We start from the raw sequence: 22357 nt of genomic DNA, 5'->3' as shown, positions 1-22357 counted from the left end.
ACGGCGCGCGCGGCCGCCGCGGAACGGGGCTTCAGGCGTGCGGGACGAGCACGACGGTGGCGGCCAGTCCGTCGCGTACGGCCCACCGGCCGTCGAAGACCTGGAGCCGGCGGTCACCGACCCGGGGCCCGGGGACGAGGAGTTCGGCGCGCAGGGTGCCGTACGGCTCGTCGTCGGGGCCCGGGTGGAGCGTGATGTCGGCCTCGGAGAAGTCCAGCCAGGTGCGGGTGAGCGGGAACCACGCCTTGTAGACGGACTCCTTGGCACTGAACAGCAGCCGGTCCCAGTGCACGGCGGGCCGCTGCCCGGTGAGCCGGGCGAGCCGCTCGATCTCCGCGGGCAGGAAGACGGAGGGGCCGACCCCGTCCGGGAGCGGACCGTGCGGTTCCGCGTCGATGCCGAGGGACGCCAGGTCGGCGGCGCGGGCCAGGGCGGCGGCGCAGTAGCCGTCGCAGTGGGTCATGCTGCCGATCAGACCGGCCGGCCAGCGCGGTGCGCCCCGCTCGCTGCTGAGTACGGACTGGGCCGGCACGCCCAGCTTCTCCATGGCCTGCCGGGCGCAGCCGCGTACCGCGGCGAACTCGCGGCGGCGCTTGTCCACCGCGCGTTCGACGAGCACGGCCTCCCCGGGGTAGAGCGGGGCGTCCCACAGCGGGTCGTCACCGTGTGCCTCCACGGCCACGACCGACTCCGGGAGCAGCTCCTCGATCACCGGTCTCGACCTCCATCGGCAGGATGCGGCGCAGCCGTCCCGGCGGTCCCGGTCGCTTGCGCCATTCACGGGGATAGCCTACGGAGACCTCTTCGAAGCGGACTCCGTCGTGCCAGGTGGTGCGGGGGATGTGCAGATGGCCGTAGACCATGGCGGCGACGGGGAACCGGCGGTGCCAGTCCGCGGTCAGCTCGGTGCCGCACCACATGGCGAACTCGGGATACCACAGCACCTCGGTGGGATGCCGGTGCAGCGGATAGTGGTTGACCGGGACGACCGGCAGGTCCTCGGGCAGCGCGGCGAGCCTGCGCTCGGTCTCGGCGACCCGCGCCCGGCACCAGTCCTCGCGGGTCGGATAGGGATCCGGATGGAGCAGGAACTCGTCGTTGCAGACGACACCCGTGCCGTGCGCGTAGGCCAGGCCCTCGGCCTTGGTGGCACAGCCGGGCGGCAGGAACGAGTAGTCGTACAGCAGGAAGAGCGGGGCGACGGCGACCGGGCCGCCGGGCCCCCGCCACACCGGGTAGGGGTCCTCGGGGGTGACGACGCCCAGCTCCCGGCACAGCCCGACCAGGTGCTCGTAGCGGGCGACGCCGCGCAGGGTGACGGGATCCTTGGGGTGGGTCCACAGCTCGTGGTTGCCGGGGGCCCAGAGCACCTTGCGGAAACGGCCCGCCAGCGTGTGCAGGGCCCAGCGGATGTCGTCGACCGTCTCGGCGACGTCACCGGCCACGATCAGCCAGTCCTCGTCGCCGGCGGGCCGCATGTCCTCCACCAGGGCGCGGTTCTCCGGATAGCTGATGTGCAGGTCGCTGATGGCCAGCAGCTGTCCGGTCCCGGCCGCAGACTCCACCCCGCACCCCTTCCGATCATCCTCTGCCTGGACCACAAGAACACATTCCCGGACAGCGGACAAGAGCCGACCCGGCCGGGCGGAGCACGGCGATCCGTAACCCGCGCGTTGCACGCACAGGCTCTTGAAAGCCGTATGATCGGCCCGACACCGGCACCCCATCTCCCTTCCCGCAGGGGTTGTTTGGTGTCCCTTCCTCCCTCCTGCCCGGGCACGGGCCGCTGCGCCCTGCCCGAAAACCCTGAAAGGCGGCCTGCATGCTCTCTCGCGTACGCGTCTGGCTCAACCGCACGTACGCGGAGAACGTGTTCTTCATGGACCAGGTGCGCAGAAATCCCAGCGACCGCGCGGTGGAGATCCATGCCACGCACGGGGACCCCGACTCCCCCGTGCTGGCCGCCGCCGACACCGCCGACCTGGAGCCGGAGGGCCTGTCCCCGGCCGCGTACGTCGAGTACGCCCTCGACCAGTGCGCCCGGCGCGGCATCGACGTGTTCGTGCCCCGGCTGCACCAGGCGGCGATCGTGACGCACCGCGCGGAGTTCGCCGCGGTCGGTACGGCGCTGCTGGCGCCGACTCCCGAGGCGGTGGCCGTGTTCGAGGACAAGGCGACCGCGTACGAGGCGGCCCGCTCGGTGGGGGTCCCGGTGCCGCCCTGGTGGCGGGTCCGCACGGCGGACGAACTCCTCGCCGCCGTCGGGGAGTTGGAGTCATCCGGGTACAAGCCGTGCTTCAAGCCCGCCGCCGGTGCCGGCGGGGTCGGCTTCCGGATGATCACCCGCGCCCCGTTCTCGCTGGCGAACCTCGCGGGTTTCCCGAGCCCGTACGTCCAGCTGGACCTGGCCGTCGAGGCGCTGCGGCGGGCCGGGGAGCCGGTGGACTGGCTGGTGATGCCGCGGCTGGAGCAGCCCGAGGTGTCCGTGGACTGCCTGACCGGCCCGGACAACCGGCTGCGGCTCGCGGTGGGCCGCACCAAGAACGGCCGCCGGCGGGGCTTCACCCTGGACGAACGGTGGCTGGAGCCGGCCCGGCTGATCGTGGAGGGCTTCGGGGTGCACCACCTGGCCAACGTCCAGTTCCGCATGCTCGGCGACCGGCCGGTGCTGCTGGATGTCAACACGAGGCCCTCGGGAGGCCTGCACCAGTTGTCGCTGTGCGGGGTGAACGCGCCCTGGGCCGCTGTGCAGTTGGCGCTGGGTGAGGATCCGGGGGTCGTCGAGCCGCCGTTCCTGGGGCAGGACTACACGGTGGTTTCGGGGCCGCGATCGCTTCTGCCGGTGGCACTGCCTCGCCAGCGGCAGGCGGAGATCACCCTTCCGGCAGTGCCCGCGCAGGCGGCTTCGGCGGTGGAGGCCCTGCCGCTCTAGTCCGCCGGTATGGACCAATTCTGCTTCTTTCCTTGACAGCAGGATTGGTCCATACCACATTCATGGGCGCACCTCCGCACAGCCGTGCACTCCCGAACACCCCATCCCCACAGGGAGATCGCGTGCGCAATCCACTCGGACGTCACAGACGTCGGCTTCTCGCTCTGCTCGGTTCCGTCGCCCTCGCGGCCGGCGGGGCCATCGCCCTTCCGGGCACCGCTCAGGCGGCCAACATCCTCGCCAACCCCGGCTTCGAGTCCGGCGGCCTCTCCCCCTGGACCTGCACCGGCAGCCTCGGCTCGGTCGTCTCCTCCCCCGTGCACAGCGGCTCGAAGGCTCTGCAGGGCGCGGCGACCGACAGCGACAACGCGCAGTGCAGCCAGACCGTCGCCGTCCAGCCGAACACGACGTACACCCTCAGCGGCTGGGTACGCGGCAGCTACGTGTACCTGGGCGTGAACGGCGGCGCCTCGACCTGGACGACGTCGCCGACGGCGTACAGCCCGTTGAGCGTCTCCTTCACCACCGGTGCCTCGCAGACCAGCGCCACCCTCTACGTCCACGGCTGGTACGCCCAGGGCACGTACTGGGCCGACGACATCAGCCTGGACGGACCGGGCGGCGGGGGCGGCGGGGACACCCAGGCGCCGACCGCGCCCACGGGACTGACCTCGACCGGAAAGACCTCCTCGAGCGTCTCGCTGTCGTGGAACGCCGCCACGGACAACGTGGGCGTAACCGGTTACGACGTCTACAGCGGCTCCAGCCGGGTGCTGACCGTCTCCGGCACGTCCGCCACGGTCAGCGGCCTGTCGCCCAGCACGTCGTACACCTTCACGGTGAAGGCACACGACGCGGCCGGGAACGTCTCGGGCGCCTCCAACTCCGTCTCCGTGACCACGAACACGGGCAGCGGCGGCGGCACCGGGTTCAAGCAGGCCGCGCCGTACCTGTACGAGGGCTGGGGCGATCCGCCGAGCCCTACGACGGTGATGAGCGCGACCGGGATCAAGTGGTTCACGATGGCGTTCGTGCTGGACGCCGGCGGCTGCACCCCGGCCTGGGACGGCAGCCGGCCGCTCACCGGCGGCGCCGACCAGAGCGCGATCAACGCCGTCCGGTCCGCGGGCGGTGACATCGTCCCGTCCTTCGGCGGCTGGCAGGGCAGCAAGCTCGGCGCCAACTGCTCCTCGGCGGCAGCGCTCGCCGGCGCCCTCCAGAAGGTGATCGACGCCTACGGTCTGAAGGCCGTCGACATGGACATCGAGAACACGGACGAGTTCGAGAACGAGGCCGTGCGGGCGAAGATCCTCACCGCGCTGAAGACGGTCAAGGCCGACAACCCGGGGCTGAGGACGATCGTCACCTTCGGCACCTCCACCACCGGGCCGACGTACTACGGCAACCGGCTCATCGAGCAGGCGCAGTCGCTCGGCGCGGACATCGACGTGTTCACCATCATGCCGTTCGACTTCGGCGGCGGCTCGGACATGTACGGCAACACCGTGAACGCCGCCGACGGTCTGAAGAACAAGCTGAAGTCGACGTTCGGCTGGGACGACGCGACCGCCTACGCCCACATCGGCATCTCCGGCATGAACGGCCTGTCGGACCAGCAGGAGACGACCACCCCGGCGATCTGGACCCAGATCCGGGACTGGGCGAACTCCCACCACATCGCGCGGCTCGCCTTCTGGTCGGTCAACCGTGACCGGCCCTGCGCGGGCGGCGGCGTGGTGAGCAACTGCTCCGGCATCAGCCAGAACAACTGGCAGTTCACCTCGATCACGGCCGGGTTCACCGGCTGAGCCCGCCCTCGGTGTCCCCCGGTTCCAGGACCGGGGGACATCTTTTTTCCGCCGGGGTGTATCAGGGCGCGGCCTCGCGACTCTTCATGACAGTAACGGGGGAATCCACGGGGGAAACGACGGGGGAGCGACGGGGGAATCCACGGGGGAACGGGTCGGTCGGTCGCGGTCACGGGGAGCGACCGGCCGGCCCGGTGGTCACCACGCGAGGCGATGACGCCGGGCAGGCGTTCGTACGGCCGGGATCGCGCGGCCTACGACCGGCGCGCCCCGGCCCGCCGCAGACGCAGGGTCAGGATCTGGAAGGGCCGCAGCGCGAGCGGGACCGAGCCGTCCGGGTCGGCCTCCGCGTCCGCCAACGGCCCCTCCAGCAGGTCGGTGACCTGGGCGCCGGCCAGGGCGAGTTTGACCGCAGAGGCGGGCGGGGGGGAGCGGTGGAAACGCTTAGTTCAGGTACGCCAGGCCAGGATGGACCTCGGTGTAGCCCTCGACCAGCCTGCGGGCCACGGTGACCGAGTCGACCAGGGGGTGCAGAGCGAAGGCCTTGACGGCCGTCTGCCGGGAGCAGGACTCGGCCGCGGCGAGCACCTCGCGCTCGACGGCCTTGACGGAGCAGACCAGCCCGGTGGCGTGGCCGGGCAGCGGGGCGACGGCCACCGGGTGGGCACCGTTGGCATCGACCAGACAGGGGACCTCGATGACCGCGTCGGCGTCGAGCGCCGCGAGGGTGCTCCGGTTGCGCACGTTGAGGATCAGCGTGGTCCGCTCGTCCCGGGCGATCGCCCGCATCAACGCCAGCGCCACCTTCTCGTAGCCCCCGGCCAGGTCGTCGGCCTCGCGCTCCCCCGCGCCGGCGCTCTCCCGGTTCTCGGCCATGTAGGTGGCCTCGCGTTCGGCGCGGGTGCGGTTCCACACGTCGAGCGCGGACCCGTCCGTGCGCAGGGCCTCGGCGTAGAACCGGGCCTGCTGGTCGCGCAGGAAGGCACCCCGGGTCTGTTCGGCCTGCTGGTAGGCGCGTACGGCCTCCCGGTTGAAGTAGTAGTAGTGCAGGTACTCGTTGGGGATCGCGCCGAGCGACTGCAGCCAGTCGACACCGAACAGCCTGCCCTCCTCGAAGGAGCCGAGCAGGGCGGGGTCGGCGAGCAGGCGCGGGAGTTCGTCGCGTCCGGCGACGCGCAGGCCGCGCACCCAGCCGAGGTGGTTGAGGCCGACGTAGTCGATGAAGGCCTCCTTCGGGTCGGCGCCGAGGACGCGGGCGATACGACGGCCGAGGCCGACGGGCGAGTCGCAGATGCCGATGACGCGGTCGCCGAGGTGCCGGGACATGGCCTCGGTGACCAGGCCGGCCGGGTTGGTGAAGTTGATGACCCAGGCGTCCGGGGCGAGCCGGGCCACGCGCCGGGCGATGTCGACGGCGACGGGGACGGTGCGCAGGCCGTAGGCGATACCACCCGCGCCGACGGTCTCCTGGCCGAGGACGCCTTCGGCAAGGGCCACCCGCTCGTCGTTCGCGCGGCCCTCCAGCCCGCCGACGCGGATCGCCGAGAAGACGAAGTCGGCGCCGGCGAGCGCCTGGTCGAGGTCGGTGGTGGCGGTCACCCGGGGCGCGTCGGGGAGGCCCGCGGCCTGTGCGTCCAGTACGCGGGTCACTGCATACAGTCGACGGTCGTCCAGGTCATGCAGGACGACCTCGGTGACCCGCCCTTCGGCGCGGTCCGTCAGCAGGGCTCCGTACACGAGCGGCACCCGGAATCCGCCGCCGCCCAGAATCGTCAGCTTCACGTCTGCACCCTTCCCGGAACTCCCGCTCCGACCACCTCGACACGTGCCTCCTGGAGGGCGGACCGGGTGGCCGGGTCCACCGGCGTGGTGCCGATGGCCGACAGGACCGTCCGGCCGTCGCCGACCATCGCCGCCGCGCGGGCCGCGACGGCGTCCCTCCCGGTGACGTACACCTCGGCGAACGGCTGGTCGCCCGCCTCGGCGACCGCGTCGCCGAGGACGCGCGTGAGCAGGCCGTCATCCTCCCGTCCGGCCAGGTCACGGAGGACGGTGGCCGGGCTCGCGCCAAGCCGCTCGGACAGTTCGGTCACGGCGGCGCCGCGACCGGGGCGCGGGACGCCCGGGATGAGTCGATGTCGTCGCTCTGCCGGCACGGCAGGAACACTAATCGTCGTCTCCGGGCAACTCCATGCTCGCTTCTGCGGACGCCTCCCGGACCGACAGCGCGCGCTTCCTGCGCCAGCACCCACCACTGGGCGGCCATCGAGTCCACGCCGGGCCTTCAGTCCGGCGTCATCCGGGAGTTGGGGGGCCGCGGAATTCTGCAGCGCGTGAGCGACGGAAGACCGGCCGGACGCACCGGCACCCACGTCAACGGTGTCGCCTCGTCCGGCCGCGACCGCTGGGCGTACGGCGGTGACGTCGAGGGGGCCGCGCATGACGGCCCGTTCGCCGAGGACCGGGCGGTCGGCCCCGAGCGCGCTCCGGGACACCCGGGGTCCGAGCGCCGGGAGAGCGCGCCGCCGGTGCGCATCCGGTGCCACCGGCACGAGGGCGTCGTCCTCGGCAACCACCAGCGGTTCCGGGGCCTGGACTGGCTGACCGGCGTGTGGGAACTGTGCCTCGCCGACGGCCGTACGCTCACCGGGCCCGCCCTCTTGCCCGGTCTGCGGCCGGGCGAGACGGCCGCCGTGCCGCTGCCGTTCCAGGTCCCGCGCGACGGCGGCGAGGCCTGGCTGAGCCTGCGGGTGACCGTGGCCGAGGACCGGCCGGGGGCGCCGCGCGGGAGCGAGGTGTGCGTGGCGCGGATGCGACTGCGCGGGCCCGCCGCGGACATCGCCACGGACGCGAATGTCGCCACGGCCGCGGACGTCGCCGTGGTCCGGCCCGCGCAAGTCGACGGCGAGGAGCCGGGCGGCCCGGTGCCGCGCCGGCCGGCCCGGGGGCTCGACGCGCTGGTCCGCGAGGTCGTGCCGGCCGGGCAGGACGGCGGCCGGATGACCGTCGACGCCGCCGGGTACGGCCCCGGCATCTTTCCCGGGCACGGCCTCCCGCCCGGCGTCCGCCGCCGGAACCGGCACCTGCGCGTGCCGCAGCTGCCGTAGACGTCCGGAAGGCGGCCTCGACGACGCTCGCCGGGGATCCGTTCATGTGCCGTCCTCGGTCCGGGGCGGCCGTACGGGGTCACGACAGGGTGGTGAGGGCGGCTTCGGGCCGGCGGCGCCGCCGGGCATCGGCCGGGGAGTCTCTCCGGCGCGCGATCCGGAACGCCCCGGGGTGACCCGGGGTGACCGGGTGAGCCGGGGTGACCGGGTGACCCGGAGCGACCCGAGGCTGCCTGGGGCGACCCTGGGGCGGTCCAGATCGTGCAGCCGGAGTCTGATCTCCGGTGGCGCGACGCCGACGGCCCGGCGGCGAGAGGGAAGGCTCAGCCCGGGAAGGGCCCGTGGGGCTGTGTCATGTCCGTCGCTCCGGCCGGTGCCCTGCGGCGGCCCGACCGTGCGAGGAGTACGCCCGCGACCAGGAGCGCCAGTCCGACGCCTGCGGCGACCAGGCCCGTCATCCACAGCCCCTGCTCCAGCGGCGCGTGCTTCGTCCTCGGGGTGCCGTCCGGAGCCGCCAGGTGCTCCTTGCCCCGGTACGTCACCGGGGCCGTCCCGTCCTTGGGGGGCGAGGCGGCGGCCCTCACCGCCGCGGCGGCGTTGACCGGCCCGTAGCCGAGCAGGGCACTGCCGCCCTGCGCGGGGCGGTGCGCGGTGGCGATCAGGACGTCGTTCACCTGGGCCGGTGTCAGTTTCGGGTTCTTCCCGTACATGAGCGCGACGACGCCAGCGGCCAGCGCACAGGCCGGCGAGGTGCCGTTCATCTTCAGGTAGCCGCCGGTGTTCCGCGCGCCGGCGATGCCGACACCGGGCGCCGCGACGTCGTTGTACGTGTGCACCGTGGAGAAGCCGGCGCGCCGGCCGCCCGGTTTGGTCGCGGCCACCGCGATCACGCCGGGGTAACCGGCCGGGTAGGAGTTGTCGTTGAGCTTGTCACCCGAGTTGCCGGCCGACGCGAGCAGCGTCACGCCCTTGCGGACGGCGTAGGCCACGGCCTCGGTCTCTTCGTCGTCGTAGGTGCTGAAGCCGTCCGCGCTGCCGAACGACATGGAGATCACGTCCGCACCGTGGTCGACGGCGTAACGGATGCCCTGGGCGGCCGGGCTCCCGCCCCGCTTGCGGAGTTCCGCCAAGTCCTTCTCGTCGGTTTTCTCGTCGTCCTTGTCGGAGGTGACCCGCACGGCGAGGATCCTGGCCCCGGGGGCCACCTTGAGGACGTCCGAGGCCATGGCGGTGCCGTGCTGTCCCCAGTCCCGGTCCCCGGGCCGCAGTCCGTCCCTGCGGTAGTCGGGTCCGGTGGTCACCCTGCCCTTGAGGGCCGGGTGACCGGCCACCACACCGCTGTCGAGGACCGCGACCGTCACGCCCTCGCCCCGGCTCTGCCGCTGCGCCGCGGTCAGCCCGAGGGCGTCGCCTTCCCAGCCGACCGGCGTCGCCGCCTGCGCGGGGGCGGCGGCCAGCGTGCACAGCAGACCGGCGAGGGCGACCGCGGTGCAGGTGGCGCGTATCGTCTTGAGCTTCACTGCGGGTCTCACCTTGCCAGGTTCAGGATGTGGGTGTGGAACGTCTCGCTGAGGGCCTTGGCCTCGTCCATCCAGGGCTGCCTGTCCGCGTCGTTCCCCTCGAAGCCGCTGGAGAGGGTGGAGGAGGCGCGCCCGTCGACGGCGCCCGTGGTGACGGCGACGGCGTAGGGGAAGTCGTCTCCCAGGCCGGTGCCGCCCATGCCGTTGCGCCTGCGTTCCTGCCACTTCGCCGCGAGCGTGCCCGGGACCCGCAGCGGGACCACCGCGGCGTCGGGAACGTCCGCCGACTGCTGGTTGTCGAGGTACTCGCCCATCTGCTGTGCGGCGGTTCCGCCCCGGGGCAGCACGATGATCGCGACCGTGGCGACCATCTCCCCGCTGACGTCGGTGTACGTGGCGCGCAGTACGGCCTTGCAGCCGAGCCGCTGGGCGGTCTTCCTGGTCTCTCCGCTCAGGCCCGTGGAGCACGAGGTGTCCTCGGAGACTCCCATCCGGCTCCACTGCGCGACCTTCTCGTCCGAGGCCTGGTAGGTGTGGTCGGGCGGTTCGCCGATGGTCGCCGGGAAGAGGCGGCCGACGGGCTCGTCGCGCCAGAGCACCGGTCCGTAGGCCTCGGAGTTGGGCACGGACTGCCGGCTGTTGCCGTACGCGTGTGCCGCCAGCGCTCCGCCGCCGAGCAGGCCGAGCAGACCGAGGGCGCCGAGCAGAGCACCCATGACCTTCCGGGCGGCGTGTCCCTGGCCCGAGGGGGGTGCCGGCGGCCCGGGCACGGGATGTGCCGGCGGGGGGTAGGCACCGTACGGAGGGGGTCCCGGGTGGGCCGGGGGGTAGGCACCGTACGGAGGGGGTCCCGGGTGGGCCGGGGCGTAGGCCGGCGGCGGCCCCGGGGGCGCCGCCGGCATGGGCGGCGGCACGGGGGCCGGACCCTGCCACTGGGGTTGCGGCTGCCAACCGCTCTGCGAGGGCGGCTGCCCGTACGGATGGCCGCTTCCCGGCGGCGGGGGGTAAGACATGGGGTTCCCTCTCACAGGTCAATCTGCGAGGGAGCACGACGACTTGTCCGGCTCACGTGACAGAGCCCACACCTCAAGTGACCTGCACACCAGGATGCAGCGAGGCACAACTTCAGCCACTCGCGCACCTCTTCGGCGCCCCCGCGAATCTCCGCACAGCTTATGGCCTTCGCAGACGCAAGGCGTGATCCGCCCGTGGAGTTCAGATAACGATCTCATTGAAAGTGCCTGGTGGAGAGCGTGGAGGCGGCGGTTCGGCCGGACGGTCACCGGGAGGCTTCACTCGGTGAACTCCCCGGCCGGGACGGGACTTTCCTTGTTTCAAGTCTTGACGGCCGCTGAGGTGGGGAGCACATTGGCGACACCCTTGAGAGCGCTCTCAGATCACCTCGGGAGCGCCCTGCGGGGACACCCGCACACCGCACCCGTACCCGAGAGGCCTCCCCATGCGCGACTCCTCCGGCATACCCAGACCCCGCCCGCCAAGGCACCCTCTGCGGCGCGCGCTCGTCGCCGTCGCCGCCACGCTCGGCCTGGCCGCGGCCGCCGCCACGGCCGCCACCGCACCCGCGAACGCCACCGCCCCCACCCCTCCCTCCGGCTGGTCCCAGGTCTTCCTCGACGACTTCAACGGCGCCGCGGGGTCCGGTGTCAACACCGCCAACTGGCAGTACGACACCGGCACTTCCTACCCGGGCGGTGCCGCGAACTGGGGCACCGGCGAGGTCGAGACGATGACCTCGAGCACGAACAACGTGGCCCTGGACGGCAACGGCGACCTGCTCATCACGCCGCGCCGCGACGCCTCCGGCAACTGGACCTCCGGGCGGATCGAGACCACCCGCACCGACTTCCAGCCCCCGGCCGGCGGCAAGCTGCGCGTGGAGGCCCGCATCCAGATGCCGAACGTGACCGGGGACGCGGCCGCCGGCTACTGGCCCGCCTTCTGGATGCTGGGCGCCCCATACCGCGGCAATTACCAGAACTGGCCGGGCGTCGGTGAGCTGGACATCATGGAGAACGTCCAGGGTCTGAACAAGACCTGGGCCACCATGCACTGCGGCACCAACCCCGGCGGCCCGTGCAACGAGACGACGGGCCTCGGCAACTCGACCGCCTGCCCGAACACCACGTGCCAGTCGGGCTTCCACACCTACACGATGGAGTGGGACCGCTCGGTGAGCCCGGAGGCGATCCGCTTCTCCGTCGACGGGGTGAACTACCAGACCGTCACGGCGAACCAGGTGGACGCGACGACCTGGGCCAACGCCACGAACCACGGTTTCTTCGTCATCCTGAACGTGGCGATGGGCGGCGGCTTCCCGGGGGCGTTCGGCGGCGGTCCGACCGGTGCCACGGAGCCCGGGCACCCGATGGCCGTCGACTACGTGCAGGTCCTGCAGTCCTCGGGCAGCGGCGGCGGCACCACTCCCCCGCCGTCCGGCAACCGCGACGCCTACAGCGCCGTCCAGGCCGAGTCCTACGACAGCCAGTCCGGCGTGAGCACCGAGACGACGACGGACAGCGGCGGCGGCCAGGACATCGGATACATCGCGAACGGTGACTGGGCGCTCTACAAGGGCGTCAACTTCGGCTCCACACCGGCCACCCAGTTCTCCGCGCGCGTGGCGAGCGGGGCCGGGTCAGGGGTGAGCGGGCTGGTGGAGGTGCGGCTGGACAGCCGGAGCAACGCGCCCGTCGGCAGCTTCGCCGTCGGCAACACCGGCGGCTGGCAGTCATGGCGGACGGTGCCGGCCAACATCAGCGCGGTCACCGGCACGCACGACGTCTACCTGACCTTCACCAGCGGCCAGCCGGCCGACTTCGTGAACGTGAACTGGTTCGACTTCGGTCACTGATCACCCGGGGCCGGAGCCTTCACCGCTCAGCGCAGCTCGGCCCGGAACGCCACCGGCGTCTGACCGGTGTGCAGATGGAAGAACTTGGTGAAGTTCGCCGCGTCGGGGAAGCCCACGGCCGCCCCGACGCGGCCGATCGGCATGTCGGTGTGGGCGAGGAGGCGTTTGGCCTCCAGGACGACGCGCTTGTCGATGAACCCCTTGGGGGTCTCGCCGGTTGCGGCGCGGACGGCGCGGACGAGGGTGCGGCGGGAGTAACCGAGGGCGTCGGCGTAGGCGCTGACGCTGTGGTTGGCGGCGAAGCCGTGCTCGACGGCCTCCCGGAACCGGGTGAAGGTGCTGTCCGTCTTTTGCCGGGAGACCTCGGCGGAGCTGGCCGCGAGGTGCGCGAGACGCAGCAGGAACGCGGTGAGGGTGTGCCTCAGGACGGCGGTGTGCAGGCTGAGCGGGAGCGTCGCGGTGTCCTCGTACTCGCGGCGCAGCTGGGCGAGGGCGTCCTGCAGTGCGGTGAGCTGCGCCGGGCCGGGGTGCAGCAGGGGCGGGAGGTCGTAGCGGTACAGGCCGGTGGCCTCGACGGTGGCGCGGGGCAGGAAGCCGGGCTGCATGGTCAGGACGGTTCCGCGGTACACGGTGTCGCGGGAGAAGCGGTGGACCTGTCCGGGGCGGATCCACAGCAGGTCGCCGGCGCCGGCGTCGTACTCGGCGAAGTCGATCATGTGCCGTACGGGGCCGTCGGTGAACAGCATGACGACGTGGAAGTCGATGCGGTGGACGCGGTGCAGGGGGGCGTCGGCGTGCCAGGTGCGGTCCGTCCCCATGGGGCCGATCTGCATGCCGACGCCGCCGACGGCCAGTTCGGCCGGGAAGGGGAAGGTTCTGATGCCGTCGCCACCGGCTCGGGATCTTCTGTCGGTCATGTCCTTTTCGTGCCGTCCCTGTCGCGCGATCGCTGTCCCAGATTCACCACAGGCTGACACACCCCGACCTTTCCCCAAAAAAGTCAGACTTTTAAGTTTGAACGCGTCAGGCCAGCAATTCCGCACTGAACGAGGACTTCTTGAAGATGACCACGCTGACTCCCGATGGCTTCGAGTGGACCGACCTCGACCGGCGCGCCGTGGACACCGCCCGCCTTCTGGCGGCTGACGCGGTACAGAAGGTGGGCAACGGCCACCCGGGCACGGCGATGAGCCTGGCACCTGCCGCGTACACGATCTTTCAGAAGGTGATGCGTCACGATCCCGCGGACCCCGAGTGGAGCGGCCGGGATCGTTTCGTCCTCTCGCCGGGCCACACCTCGCTGACCCTGTACACCCAGCTGTTCCTGTCGGGCTACGAGCTGGAGCTGGACGACCTGAGGGCGTTCCGGACCCATGGCTCCAGGACACCGGGCCACCCGGAGTACGGGCACACGGCCGGCGTCGAGACCACCACCGGCCCGCTCGGCCAGGGCGTCGCCAACGCGGTGGGCATGGCGATGGCGGCCCGCTACGAGCGCGGCCTGTTCGACCCCGAGGCCCCGCGGGGCGAGTCCCCCTTCGACCACACCGTCTGGGCGATCGTCTCCGACGGCGACCTGGAGGAGGGCGTCTCCGCCGAGGCCTCCTCGCTGGCGGGCCACCAGAAGCTCGGCAACCTCGTCTTCCTCTACGACGACAACCACATCTCCATCGAGGGTGACACCGCGACCGCGTTCTCCGAGGACGTGCTGGGGCGGTACGCGGCCTACGGCTGGCACACCCAGCGCGTCGAGCCCACCGCCGACGGCGACATCGACGTCCCGGCCCTGTACGCGGCGCTCAGGGCCGCCCAGGCCGAGACCGAGCGGCCCTCCATCATCGCGATGCGCACGATCATCGCCTGGCCCGCCCCGAACGCGCGGAACACCGAGGCCTCCCACGGCTCCGCGCTCGGCGAGGACGAGATCGCCGCCACCAAGCGCGTCCTCGGCTTCGACCCGGAGCAGACCTTCCAGGTGGAGGACGCGGTCATCGAGCACACCCGCCGCGCCCTGGACCGGGGCGCCGAGGCGCATGCCGCCTGGGACAAGCGGATCGCCGAGTGGCGCGTGGCGCAGCCGGAGCGCGCCGAGCTCTTCGACCGGATCAGCAGGGGCGAGCTGCCCCCCGGCTGGGAGCAGAAGATCCCGGTCTTCGAGGAGGGCAGGTCGGTCGCCACCCGGGCCGCCTCCGGCAAGGTGCTGCAGGCGCTCGGCCCCGTGATCCCCGAGCTGTGGGGCGGCTCCGCCGACCTCGCCGGCTCCAACAACACCACCATCGACAAGACCAGCTCCTTCCTGCCGGAGGGCAACCCGCTGCCCGAGGCCGACCCGTACGGCCGTACCGTGCACTTCGGTATCCGCGAGTTCTCCATGGCCGCGGCGATGAACGGCATCGCCCTGCACGGCAACACCCGGATCTACGGCGGCACCTTCCTCGTCTTCTCCGACTACATGCGCAACGCCGTCCGGATGTCGGCGCTGATGCAGCTGCCCGTGACGTACGTGTGGACGCACGACTCCATCGGTCTCGGCGAGGACGGCCCGACCCACCAGCCGGTCGAGCACCTGGCCTCGCTGCGCGCGATCCCCGGGCTGAACGTCGTCCGCCCGGCCGACGCCAACGAGACCGCGGTGGCCTGGGCCGAGATCCTGAAGAGGCACGCCGTGAACCCCGCCCCGCACGGGCTCGCGCTCACCCGCCAGGGCGTGCCGGTGTACGCGCCGAACGAGGACGCGGCCAAGGGCGGCTATGTGCTGCGCGAGTCCTCGACCCAGGTCCCGGAGGTGATCATCATCGCGACGGGCTCCGAGGTGCAGCTGGCCGTGGCCGCGCGGGAGCAGCTCCAGGCCGAGGGGATCGGCACGCGGGTGGTGTCGATGCCGTCCGTGGAGTGGTTCGAGGAGCAGCCGCGCGAGTACCGCGAGCGGGTGCTGCCGCCGGCCGTGCGGGCCCGGGTCGCCGTCGAGGCGGGGATCGGTCTGACCTGGTACCGGTTCGTGGGGGATGCGGGCCGCATCGTCTCCCTCGAGCACTTCGGCGCCTCCGCGGATGCCGGAACCCTGTTCGCCGAGTTCGGCTTCACCCCCGAGAACGTCGCCGCCGCGGCCCGCGAGTCGCTCGCCGCCGCCCGCGCCTGACCCCGACGCACGATACCGACGCACGTAGAAAGATGATCACTGTGACCGAAGCAATCGCGACCCCCGGAGCCCTCAAGCGCCTCGCCGACGAGGGCGTGTCGATCTGGCTCGACGACCTGTCGCGCAAGCGGATCACGTCGGGCGGTCTCGCCGAGCTGGTGGCGAGCGGGAGCGCCGTCGGTGTCACGACGAACCCCTCGATCTTCCAGGCCGCCATCGGCACCGGCGAGGGCTACGAGGAGCAGCTCACCGACCTCGCCCTCCGGGGTGTCACCGTGGACGAGGCCGTACGGATGATGACGACCGCCGACGTGCGGGACGCCGCCGACGTCCTGCGCGACGTGTACGACAGCACGGCCGGCCGGGACGGCCGCGTCTCCATCGAGGTCGACCCGCGCCTCGCCCACCACACCGCGGCCACCGTCGCCGAGGCCAAGCAGCTCGCCTGGCTCGTCGACCGCCCCAACGTGATGATCAAGATCCCGGCGACCAGGGCGGGCCTGCCGGCCATCACCGAGGTGATCGGCCTCGGCATCAGCGTCAACGTCACGCTGATCTTCTCCCTGGAGCGCTACCGCGAGGTCATGGCCGCCTACCTGGCCGGCCTGGAGAAGGCCCGCGAGCGCGGCATCGACCTGTCGGCCGTCCACTCGGTGGCGTCCTTCTTCGTCTCCCGCGTGGACGCCGAGATCGACAAGCGGCTGACCGCCCTCGGCACCGACGAGGCCCTCGCCCTGAAGGGCCGTGCGGCCCTCGCCAACGCCCGGCTCGCCTACGAGGCGTACGAGGAGGTCTTCGCCTCCGCCCGGTGGCTGGCGCTGGCCGGTGCCCGGGCGAACAAGCAGCGCCCGCTGTGGGCCTCCACGGGAGTGAAGGACCCGGCCTACAAGGACACCCTGTACGTGGACGAACTGGTCGCGCCGGGCACGGTCAACACCATGCCGGAGGCCACCTTGAACGCCGTCGCCGACCACGGCGAGATCACCGGCGACACCGTGACCGGCGGCTACGCGCAGGCCCGCGCCGACCTGGCTGCCGTGGAGCGGCTCGGCATCTCCTACGACGAGGTCGTCCAGCAGCTGGAGGACGAGGGCGTCGCCAAGTTCGAGGTGGCCTGGCAGGACCTGCTGGACGCCGTAGCGAAGTCCCTGAAGAGCAAGGGAGTTGACGCCCGATGACCGAGAACGCCCCCGCTGCCGAGGCGCCCGCGCCGAAGGCGCCCGCACCCGAGGCGGTACAGGTCCCGGTGGCGCTGCCCGCCGGCTGGGAGAACCCGCTGCGGGACGCCCGCGACCGCCGGCTCCCCCGGATCGCCGGCCCGTCCGGGCTGGTCATCTTCGGGGTGACCGGTGACCTGTCCCGCAAGAAGCTGATGCCGGCGGTGTACGACCTGGCCAACCGGGGTCTGCTGCCGCCGGGCTTCTCCCTCGTCGGGTTCGCCCGCCGGGACTGGGCCGACCAGGACTTCGCGCAGGTCGTGCACGACGCCGTGAAGGAGCACGCCCGCACCCCGTTCCGTGAGGAGGTGTGGCAGCAGCTCGCCGAGGGCATGCGGTTCATCCCCGGCGACTTCGACGACGACACCGCCTTCAAGCAGCTCAAGGACGCCGTCGAGGAGCTGGACGCCTCCCGCGGCACCGGCGGCAACTTCGCGTTCTACCTCTCGGTGCCGCCGAAGTTCTTCCCGAAGGTCGTGCAGCAGCTGAAGAAGCACGGCCTGGCGAGCGCGCCCGGGGGTGCCTGGCGGCGCGCGGTCATCGAGAAGCCGTTCGGGCACGACCTGGACAGCGCGCGTGAGCTGAACGCGATCGTGCACGAGGTGTTCGATCCGGAACAGGTGTTCCGCATCGACCACTACCTCGGCAAGGAGACCGTCCAGAACATCCTGGCGCTGCGCTTCGCCAACCAGATGTACGAGCCGATCTGGAACCGGTCCTACGTCGACCACATCCAGATCACCATGGCCGAGGACATCGGCATCGGCGGCCGGGCCGGCTACTACGACGGCATCGGTGCCGCCCGTGACGTCATCCAGAACCACCTCCTCCAGCTGATGGCGCTGACCGCCATGGAGGAGCCGATCGCGTTCGACGCGGAGGCGCTGCTCACCGAGAAGCTGAAGGTGCTGAAGTCGGTGCGGCTGCCGGAGGACCTCGGCCGGCACACCGTGCGCGGCCAGTACGCGGAAGGCTGGCAGGGCGGCGAGAAGGTCGTCGGCTACCTCCAGGAGGAGGGCATCGACCCCAAGTCGAAGACCGACACCTTCGCCGCGATCAAGCTCGGCATCGACAACCGCCGCTGGGCGGGCGTCCCCTTCTACCTGCGCACCGGCAAGCGCCTGGGCCGCCGGGTCACCGAGATCGCGGTGGTCTTCAAGCGGGCCCCGCACTCCCCCTTCGACTCCACGGCGACGGAGGAGCTGGGCCAGAACGCGATCGTCATCCGCGTCCAGCCGGACGAGGGCATGACCGTGCGGTTCGGCTCGAAGGTGCCGGGCACCTCGATGGAGATCCGGGACGTGTCGATGGACTTCGCCTACGGCGAGTCGTTCACCGAGTCGAGCCCCGAGGCGTACGAGCGGCTCATCCTGGACGTGCTGCTCGGCGACGCGAATTTGTTCCCCCGTCACCAGGAAGTGGAAGAGTCCTGGAAGATCCTCGACCCGATCGAGGAGTACTGGGCGGCGCACGGCAGGCCGGCGCAGTACGCGTCGGGCAGCTGGGGACCGAGTGAAGCGGACGAGATGCTCGCACGAGACGGACGGAGCTGGCGCAGGCCATGAAGATCGACCTGACCGACACCACGGCAAGCAAGATCAACAAGGCGCTGGTGCAGGGTCGCCGCGCCATCGGCACCCCGGCCGTGGGCATGGTCCTGACGATGGTCATCGTCACGGACGAGGAGAACGCCTACGACTCGATCAAGGCCGCCGAGGAGGCCTCGCACGAGCACCCCTCGCGCACCCTGGTCGTGATCAAGCGGCACGCCCGCACCCTGCGCGACCGCACCCACTCCCGGCTGGACGCGGAGGTCCGGGTCGGCTCCGAGGCGGGCACCGGCGAGACCGTCGTCCTGCGCACCTACGGTGAGGTGTCCGACCACGCCGACTCGGTCGTCCTGCCGCTGCTGCTGCCGGACGCGCCCGTCGTCGTGTGGTGGCCGGTGGAGGCGCCCGACACCCCGTCGAAGGACCCGCTCGGCGCACTGGCCCAGCGACGGATCACCGACCTGTACGCGGTCGAGCGCCCGATGGAGGTCCTGCAGACCCGCGCCCGCAACTACGCCCCCGGCGACACCGACCTCGCCTGGACCCGGCTGACGCTGTGGCGGTCCATGCTGGCCGCGGCGCTGGACCAGGCCCGGGCGAAGGTGACCTCGGCGGCCGTCGAGGCCGAGGCGGACAATCCCAGCGCCGAACTGCTGGCCCGCTGGCTGGAGGCCCGGCTGAACGTCACCGTGGACCGCGTGGTCACCGCCGGACCGGTCGTCACGGCCGTACGCCTCGGCACCGCGAACGGCGAGGTCGTCATCGACCGCCCCGAGGGTCCCCTCGCGACCCTGACCCTGCCGGGCCAGCCGCCGCGCACCCTGGCGCTGAAGGTCCGCCCCACCTCCGAACTCATCGCCGAGGAGCTGCGCCGCCTCGACGCCGACGAGATGTACGCCATCGCCCTCAAGGGCGAGGCCGCCAAGGAGAACGCCTGAGATGGCACAGCCCGAGTTCCCGAAGCTCAGCAACCGGCCCGAGTGGGCGGCTCTCGCCGACCACCGCGCCCAGGGGCAGCCGCACCTGCGCGAGCTGTTCGCGGCGGACCCCGGCCGCGCCGAGCGGTACGTCGTACGGGTCGGCGACCTGTACGTCGACTACAGCAAACACCTGGTCACCGACGAGACGCTGCGGCTGCTGCGCGAGCTGGCCGCCGCCACGGACGTGTTCGGGCTCCGGGACGCCATGTTCCGCGGCGAGAGGATCAACGTCACCGAGCACCGGGCCGTGCTGCACACCGCGCTGCGCGCCGCGCGGGACGCGGTGATCGAGGTCGACGGCGAGAACGTGGTGCCGCAGGTGCACGCGGTGCTGGACAAGATGGCCGGCTTCGCCGACCGGGTCCGCTCCGGCGAGTGGACCGGCCACACCGGCAGGCGCATCAGGAACGTCGTCAACATCGGCATCGGCGGCTCGGACCTGGGCCCCGCGATGGCCTACGAGGTGCTGCGCCCGTACACCGCACGCCAGTTGACGTTCCGGTTCGTGTCGAACGTGGACGGCGCCGACCTGCACGAGGCGACCCGGGACCTGGACCCGGCCGAGACGCTGTTCATCGTCGCGTCCAAGACGTTCACCACGATCGAGACGATCACCAACGCCACCTCCGCGCGGAAGTGGCTGCTGGACGGGCTGGGCGGTGATGAGAAGGCGGTCGCCAGGCATTTCGTGGCCCTGTCCACGAACGCCGAGAAGGTCACCGCCTTCGGTATCGACCCGGACAACATGTTCGAGTTCTGGGACTGGGTCGGTGGCCGGTACTCGTACGACTCCGCGATCGGCCTGTCCCTGATGCTCGCGATCGGCCCGGACCGGTTCCGGGAGATGCTCGACGGCTTCCGGCTGATGGACGACCACTTCCGCACCGCGCCCGCCGAGGCCAACGCCCCGCTGCTGCTCGGCCTGTTGGGTATCTGGTACGGCAACTTCCACGACGCCCAGTCGCACGCCGTCCTGCCCTACAGCCACTACCTGTCGAAGTTCACCGCCTACCTGCAGCAGCTCGACATGGAGTCCAACGGCAAGTCGGTGCAGCGCGACGGCGAGCCGGTGCAGTGGCAGACCGGGCCGGTGGTGTGGGGCACGCCCGGCACCAACGGCCAGCACGCCTACTACCAGTTGATCCATCAGGGCACCAAGCTGATCCCGGCGGACTTCATCGGCTTCGCCCGTCCCGTCGACGAGCTGAGCGGTGAACTCAAGGCCCAGCACGATCTGTTGATGGCCAACTTCTTCGCCCAGACCCAGGCGCTGGCCTTCGGCAAGAGCGCCGAGGAGGTCCGCGCCGAGGATGTGCCCGAGGAGCAGGTCGCCCACCGCACCTTCCACGGCAACCACCCCACCACCACGGTCCTGGCGACCGAGCTGACCCCGTCGGTCCTCGGCCAGCTGATCGCCCTCTACGAACACAAGGTGTTCGTGCAGGGCGCCGTCTGGAACATCGACTCCTTCGACCAGTGGGGCGTGGAACTCGGCAAGGTCCTCGCCAAGCGCGTCGAGCCCGCGCTCACCGAGGGCGCGCAGGTCCCCGGTCTCGACCCGTCCACCACGGCCCTCGTCGCCGCCTACCGCACCCTCAAGAACGCTCAGGAAGTGAACTGACATGCAGCTCGGTCTCATCGGTCTCGGCAAGATGGGCGGCAACATGCGCGAGCGGATCCGCCGCGCCGGCCACACCGTCATCGGCTACGACCGCAACCCCGAGGTCTCCGACGTCAAGTCCCTCGCCGAACTGGTCGAGAAGCTGGACGCGCCCCGCCATGTGTGGGTGATGGTCCCGGCCGGCACCGCCACCCAGACCGTCGTCGACGAACTCGGCGACCTGCTGTCCCCCGGCGACACGGTGATCGACGGCGGCAACTCCCGCTGGACGGACGACGAGAAGCACGCCGCCGCCCTCGGCATCAAGGGCATCGGCTTCGTCGACGCCGGTGTCTCCGGCGGTGTGTGGGGCCTGGAGAACGGCTACGCGCTCATGGTCGGCGGCGACGAGCAGCACGTGGAGCCGCTGAAGCCGATCTTCGAGGCGCTCAAGCCGGAGGGCCCGTACGGCTATGTCCACGCGGGCCGGGTCGGCGCCGGGCACTTCTCGAAGATGGTCCACAACGGCATCGAGTACGCGATGATGCAGGCCTACGCCGAGGGCTGGGAACTGCTGGAGAAGGTGCACTCGGTGGAGAACGTCCGCGAGGTGTTCCGCTCCTGGCAGGAGGGCACCGTCATCCGCTCCTGGCTGCTCGACCTCGCGGTCAACGCCCTGGACGAGGACGAGCACCTGGAGAAGCTGCGCGGCTACGCCGAGGACTCCGGCGAAGGCCGCTGGACCGTGGAGGCGGCCATCGACAACGCGGTCCCGCTGCCCGCGATCACCGCTTCCCTCTTCGCCCGGTTCGCCTCCCGCCAGGACGACTCCCCGCAGATGAAGATGATCGCGGCGCTGCGCAACCAGTTCGGCGGCCACGCGGTCGAGAAGAAGGACTGAACCGCCGTGGGGGACCTCCTGCTGGTCCGCCACGGTGAGACGGAGTGGAGCCGGTCGGGACAGCACACCAGCTGGACCGACCTGCCCCTGACCCAGCACGGCGAGGAACAGGCCAAGTCCCTCGCCCCGCTCCTCACCGGCCGGACCTACGCCCTCGCCCTGTCCAGCCCGCTGGGCCGCGCGATACGCACCGCCGAACTGGCGGGCCTGACCGCGGTCGTGCCCGACCCGGGCCTGCACGAGTGGGACTACGGCGGCTACGAGGGTGTCACCACGGCCGACATCCACCGGGCGCGCCCCGGCTGGGACCTGTGGACCGACGGCGTGCCGCCCGGCCCCGCCGGGCATCCCGGCGAGTCACCGGAGCAGATCGGCTCCCGCGCGGACCGGGTGCTGGCCCGCGTGTCCCCGGCCCTGGCGGAGGGGGACGTGGTCCTCGTCGCCCACGCCCACTTCCTGCGCGTGCTCACCGCCCGCCGGCTGGGTCTCGCGCCCGCCGAGGGCCGGCTGTTCCAGCTGGCCACGGGGACGGTCAGCCGGCTCTCCACCGAGCACGGCCGGCCCGTGATCGCCGAGTGGAACGGACGGCCGTAACGGCCCCTCCTCTCGACGCGCTCGGCCCGCGGCCCGGTTCACCCCTGGTGGGGAAGGGCGCGGGCGTGCGGGGGAGCCTATCCGTGCTAGCCCGAGTTGTTGGGCAGTAGGGGTAAACGGAGGGTTATCGCAAAGTG

The 22357-nt window shown here is 71.6% G+C and carries 17 protein-coding genes and 1 pseudogene; 11 read left to right on the top strand and 7 right to left on the bottom strand.

From position 1 onward, the window contains the following. Nucleotides 1-31: 31 nt before the first annotated feature. Both ACZ7HQ_RS10545 and ACZ7HQ_RS10540 read right to left on the bottom strand, forming a co-directional pair. A complete protein-coding gene (locus ACZ7HQ_RS10545) occupies nt 32-712 on the bottom strand; it encodes a 4'-phosphopantetheinyl transferase family protein (protein ID WP_470987061.1) in 681 nt (226 codons plus the stop codon). Next, entirely contained in the window at nt 660-1565 is a 906-nt protein-coding gene (locus ACZ7HQ_RS10540) for a metallophosphoesterase family protein (RefSeq protein WP_470987059.1), read from the bottom strand. The genes ACZ7HQ_RS10545 and ACZ7HQ_RS10540 overlap by 53 nt, the downstream gene beginning before the upstream one ends. Nucleotides 1566-1822: 257 nt before the next feature. On the opposite strand from ACZ7HQ_RS10540, the gene ACZ7HQ_RS10535 reads away from it, so the two are divergent. After that, entirely contained in the window at nt 1823-2932 is a 1110-nt protein-coding gene (locus tag ACZ7HQ_RS10535; RefSeq protein ID WP_470987057.1) for an ATP-grasp domain-containing protein, read from the top strand. Nucleotides 2933-3054: 122 nt separating this feature from the next. Then, entirely contained in the window at nt 3055-4740 is a 1686-nt protein-coding gene (locus ACZ7HQ_RS10530) for a carbohydrate binding domain-containing protein (RefSeq protein WP_470987056.1), read from the top strand. A gap of 444 nt (nt 4741-5184) precedes the next feature. Here the strand turns inward: ACZ7HQ_RS10530 and ACZ7HQ_RS10525 are convergent, their stop codons facing one another. Both ACZ7HQ_RS10525 and ACZ7HQ_RS10520 read right to left on the bottom strand, forming a co-directional pair. Then, complete coding sequence (locus ACZ7HQ_RS10525; RefSeq protein WP_470987055.1) at nt 5185-6522, bottom strand: 6-phospho-beta-glucosidase; 1338 nt, start codon at nt 6520-6522, stop codon at nt 5185-5187. A gap of 83 nt (nt 6523-6605) precedes the next feature. Beyond that, nucleotides 6606-6896 (bottom strand): annotated as a pseudogene (locus ACZ7HQ_RS10520) (DeoR family transcriptional regulator); the annotation flags it as partial. A 177-nt stretch (nt 6897-7073) separates the two neighbouring features. Between ACZ7HQ_RS10520 and ACZ7HQ_RS10515 the strand changes: the two are divergent. After that, nucleotides 7074-7847, top strand: coding sequence for a DUF4981 domain-containing protein (locus tag ACZ7HQ_RS10515; protein WP_470987053.1), 774 nt, complete (start codon nt 7074-7076; stop codon nt 7845-7847). Between the two features lie 323 nt (nt 7848-8170). Here ACZ7HQ_RS10515 and ACZ7HQ_RS10510 read toward each other — a convergent pair whose 3' ends face one another. Together ACZ7HQ_RS10510 and ACZ7HQ_RS10505 are read right to left on the bottom strand one after the other, a co-directional pair. After that, nucleotides 8171-9367: a S8 family peptidase gene (locus ACZ7HQ_RS10510; protein WP_470987051.1), complete on the bottom strand. Its 1197-nt coding sequence runs from the start codon at nt 9365-9367 to the stop codon at nt 8171-8173. 8 nt (nt 9368-9375) lie between these two features. After that, nucleotides 9376-10083 (bottom strand): hypothetical protein, encoded by a 708-nt coding sequence (locus ACZ7HQ_RS10505; protein ID WP_470987050.1) that lies wholly within the window; start codon nt 10081-10083, stop codon nt 9376-9378. Between the two features lie 743 nt (nt 10084-10826). On the opposite strand from ACZ7HQ_RS10505, the gene ACZ7HQ_RS10500 reads away from it, so the two are divergent. Continuing rightward, a complete protein-coding gene (locus ACZ7HQ_RS10500) occupies nt 10827-12239 on the top strand; it encodes a glycoside hydrolase family 16 protein (protein ID WP_470987048.1) in 1413 nt (470 codons plus the stop codon). Between the two features lie 26 nt (nt 12240-12265). Here ACZ7HQ_RS10500 and ACZ7HQ_RS10495 read toward each other — a convergent pair whose 3' ends face one another. Beyond that, nucleotides 12266-13156: a helix-turn-helix domain-containing protein gene (locus ACZ7HQ_RS10495; protein ID WP_470987046.1), complete on the bottom strand. Its 891-nt coding sequence runs from the start codon at nt 13154-13156 to the stop codon at nt 12266-12268. A 146-nt stretch (nt 13157-13302) separates the two neighbouring features. Here ACZ7HQ_RS10495 and tkt point away from each other — a divergent pair, with 146 nt between their 5' ends. The 7 genes from tkt to ACZ7HQ_RS10460 are packed head-to-tail and all read left to right on the top strand — an operon-like array spanning nt 13303 to nt 22220. After that, nucleotides 13303-15378 (top strand): transketolase, encoded by a 2076-nt coding sequence (gene tkt / locus ACZ7HQ_RS10490; protein WP_470987044.1) that lies wholly within the window; start codon nt 13303-13305, stop codon nt 15376-15378. A gap of 32 nt (nt 15379-15410) precedes the next feature. Then, the gene (tal, locus tag ACZ7HQ_RS10485) at nt 15411-16556 is read left to right on the top strand and encodes a transaldolase (RefSeq protein ID WP_470987042.1); all 1146 of its coding nucleotides are present in this window, start codon (nt 15411-15413) and stop codon (nt 16554-16556) included. Then, nucleotides 16553-18160 carry a glucose-6-phosphate dehydrogenase gene (gene zwf, locus ACZ7HQ_RS10480; RefSeq protein ID WP_470987041.1) on the top strand — a complete coding sequence of 536 codons (1608 nt, stop codon included), beginning with the start codon at nt 16553-16555 and terminating at the stop codon, nt 18158-18160. Before tal ends, zwf begins: the two co-directional genes overlap by 4 nt. Beyond that, a complete protein-coding gene (opcA, locus tag ACZ7HQ_RS10475) occupies nt 18157-19083 on the top strand; it encodes a glucose-6-phosphate dehydrogenase assembly protein OpcA (protein ID WP_470987039.1) in 927 nt (308 codons plus the stop codon). The genes zwf and opcA overlap by 4 nt, the downstream gene beginning before the upstream one ends. Nucleotide 19084: 1 nt before the next feature. Further along, on the top strand, nt 19085-20746 hold the full coding sequence (pgi, locus tag ACZ7HQ_RS10470) for a glucose-6-phosphate isomerase (protein WP_470987038.1): 1662 nt from the start codon (nt 19085-19087) through the stop codon (nt 20744-20746). Between the two features lies 1 nt (nt 20747). After that, the gene (gnd, locus tag ACZ7HQ_RS10465; protein WP_470987036.1) at nt 20748-21626 is read left to right on the top strand and encodes a phosphogluconate dehydrogenase (NAD(+)-dependent, decarboxylating); all 879 of its coding nucleotides are present in this window, start codon (nt 20748-20750) and stop codon (nt 21624-21626) included. A 6-nt stretch (nt 21627-21632) separates the two neighbouring features. After that, nucleotides 21633-22220, top strand: a complete 588-nt coding sequence (locus tag ACZ7HQ_RS10460; protein ID WP_470987034.1) for a histidine phosphatase family protein — start codon at nt 21633-21635, stop codon at nt 22218-22220. Nucleotides 22221-22357: the final 137 nt, after the last annotated feature.

The sequence above is a fragment of the Streptomyces sp. NPDC037290 genome (assembly GCF_055603245.1).
The sequence above is the reverse complement of the archived record's forward strand: the minus strand, read 5'-3'. Positions and strand labels throughout refer to the sequence as shown.

Bases quoted from the DNA above. Each gene is read 5' to 3' on its own strand.
- ACZ7HQ_RS10535 (WP_470987057.1), top strand. From the start codon at position 1,823: ATGCTCTCTCGCGTACGCGTCTGGCTCAACCGCACGTACGCGGAGAAC.
- ACZ7HQ_RS10505 (WP_470987050.1), bottom strand. From the start codon at position 10,083: ATGGGTGCTCTGCTCGGCGCCCTCGGTCTGCTCGGCCTGCTCGGCGGC.
- ACZ7HQ_RS10500 (WP_470987048.1), top strand. From the start codon at position 10,827: ATGCGCGACTCCTCCGGCATACCCAGACCCCGCCCGCCAAGGCACCCT.
- ACZ7HQ_RS10495 (WP_470987046.1), bottom strand. From the start codon at position 13,156: ATGACCGACAGAAGATCCCGAGCCGGTGGCGACGGCATCAGAACCTTC.
- tkt (WP_470987044.1), top strand. From the start codon at position 13,303: ATGACCACGCTGACTCCCGATGGCTTCGAGTGGACCGACCTCGACCGG.
- tal (WP_470987042.1), top strand. From the start codon at position 15,411: ATGATCACTGTGACCGAAGCAATCGCGACCCCCGGAGCCCTCAAGCGC.
- zwf (WP_470987041.1), top strand. From the start codon at position 16,553: ATGACCGAGAACGCCCCCGCTGCCGAGGCGCCCGCGCCGAAGGCGCCC.
- opcA (WP_470987039.1), top strand. From the start codon at position 18,157: ATGAAGATCGACCTGACCGACACCACGGCAAGCAAGATCAACAAGGCG.
- pgi (WP_470987038.1), top strand. From the start codon at position 19,085: ATGGCACAGCCCGAGTTCCCGAAGCTCAGCAACCGGCCCGAGTGGGCG.
- gnd (WP_470987036.1), top strand. From the start codon at position 20,748: ATGCAGCTCGGTCTCATCGGTCTCGGCAAGATGGGCGGCAACATGCGC.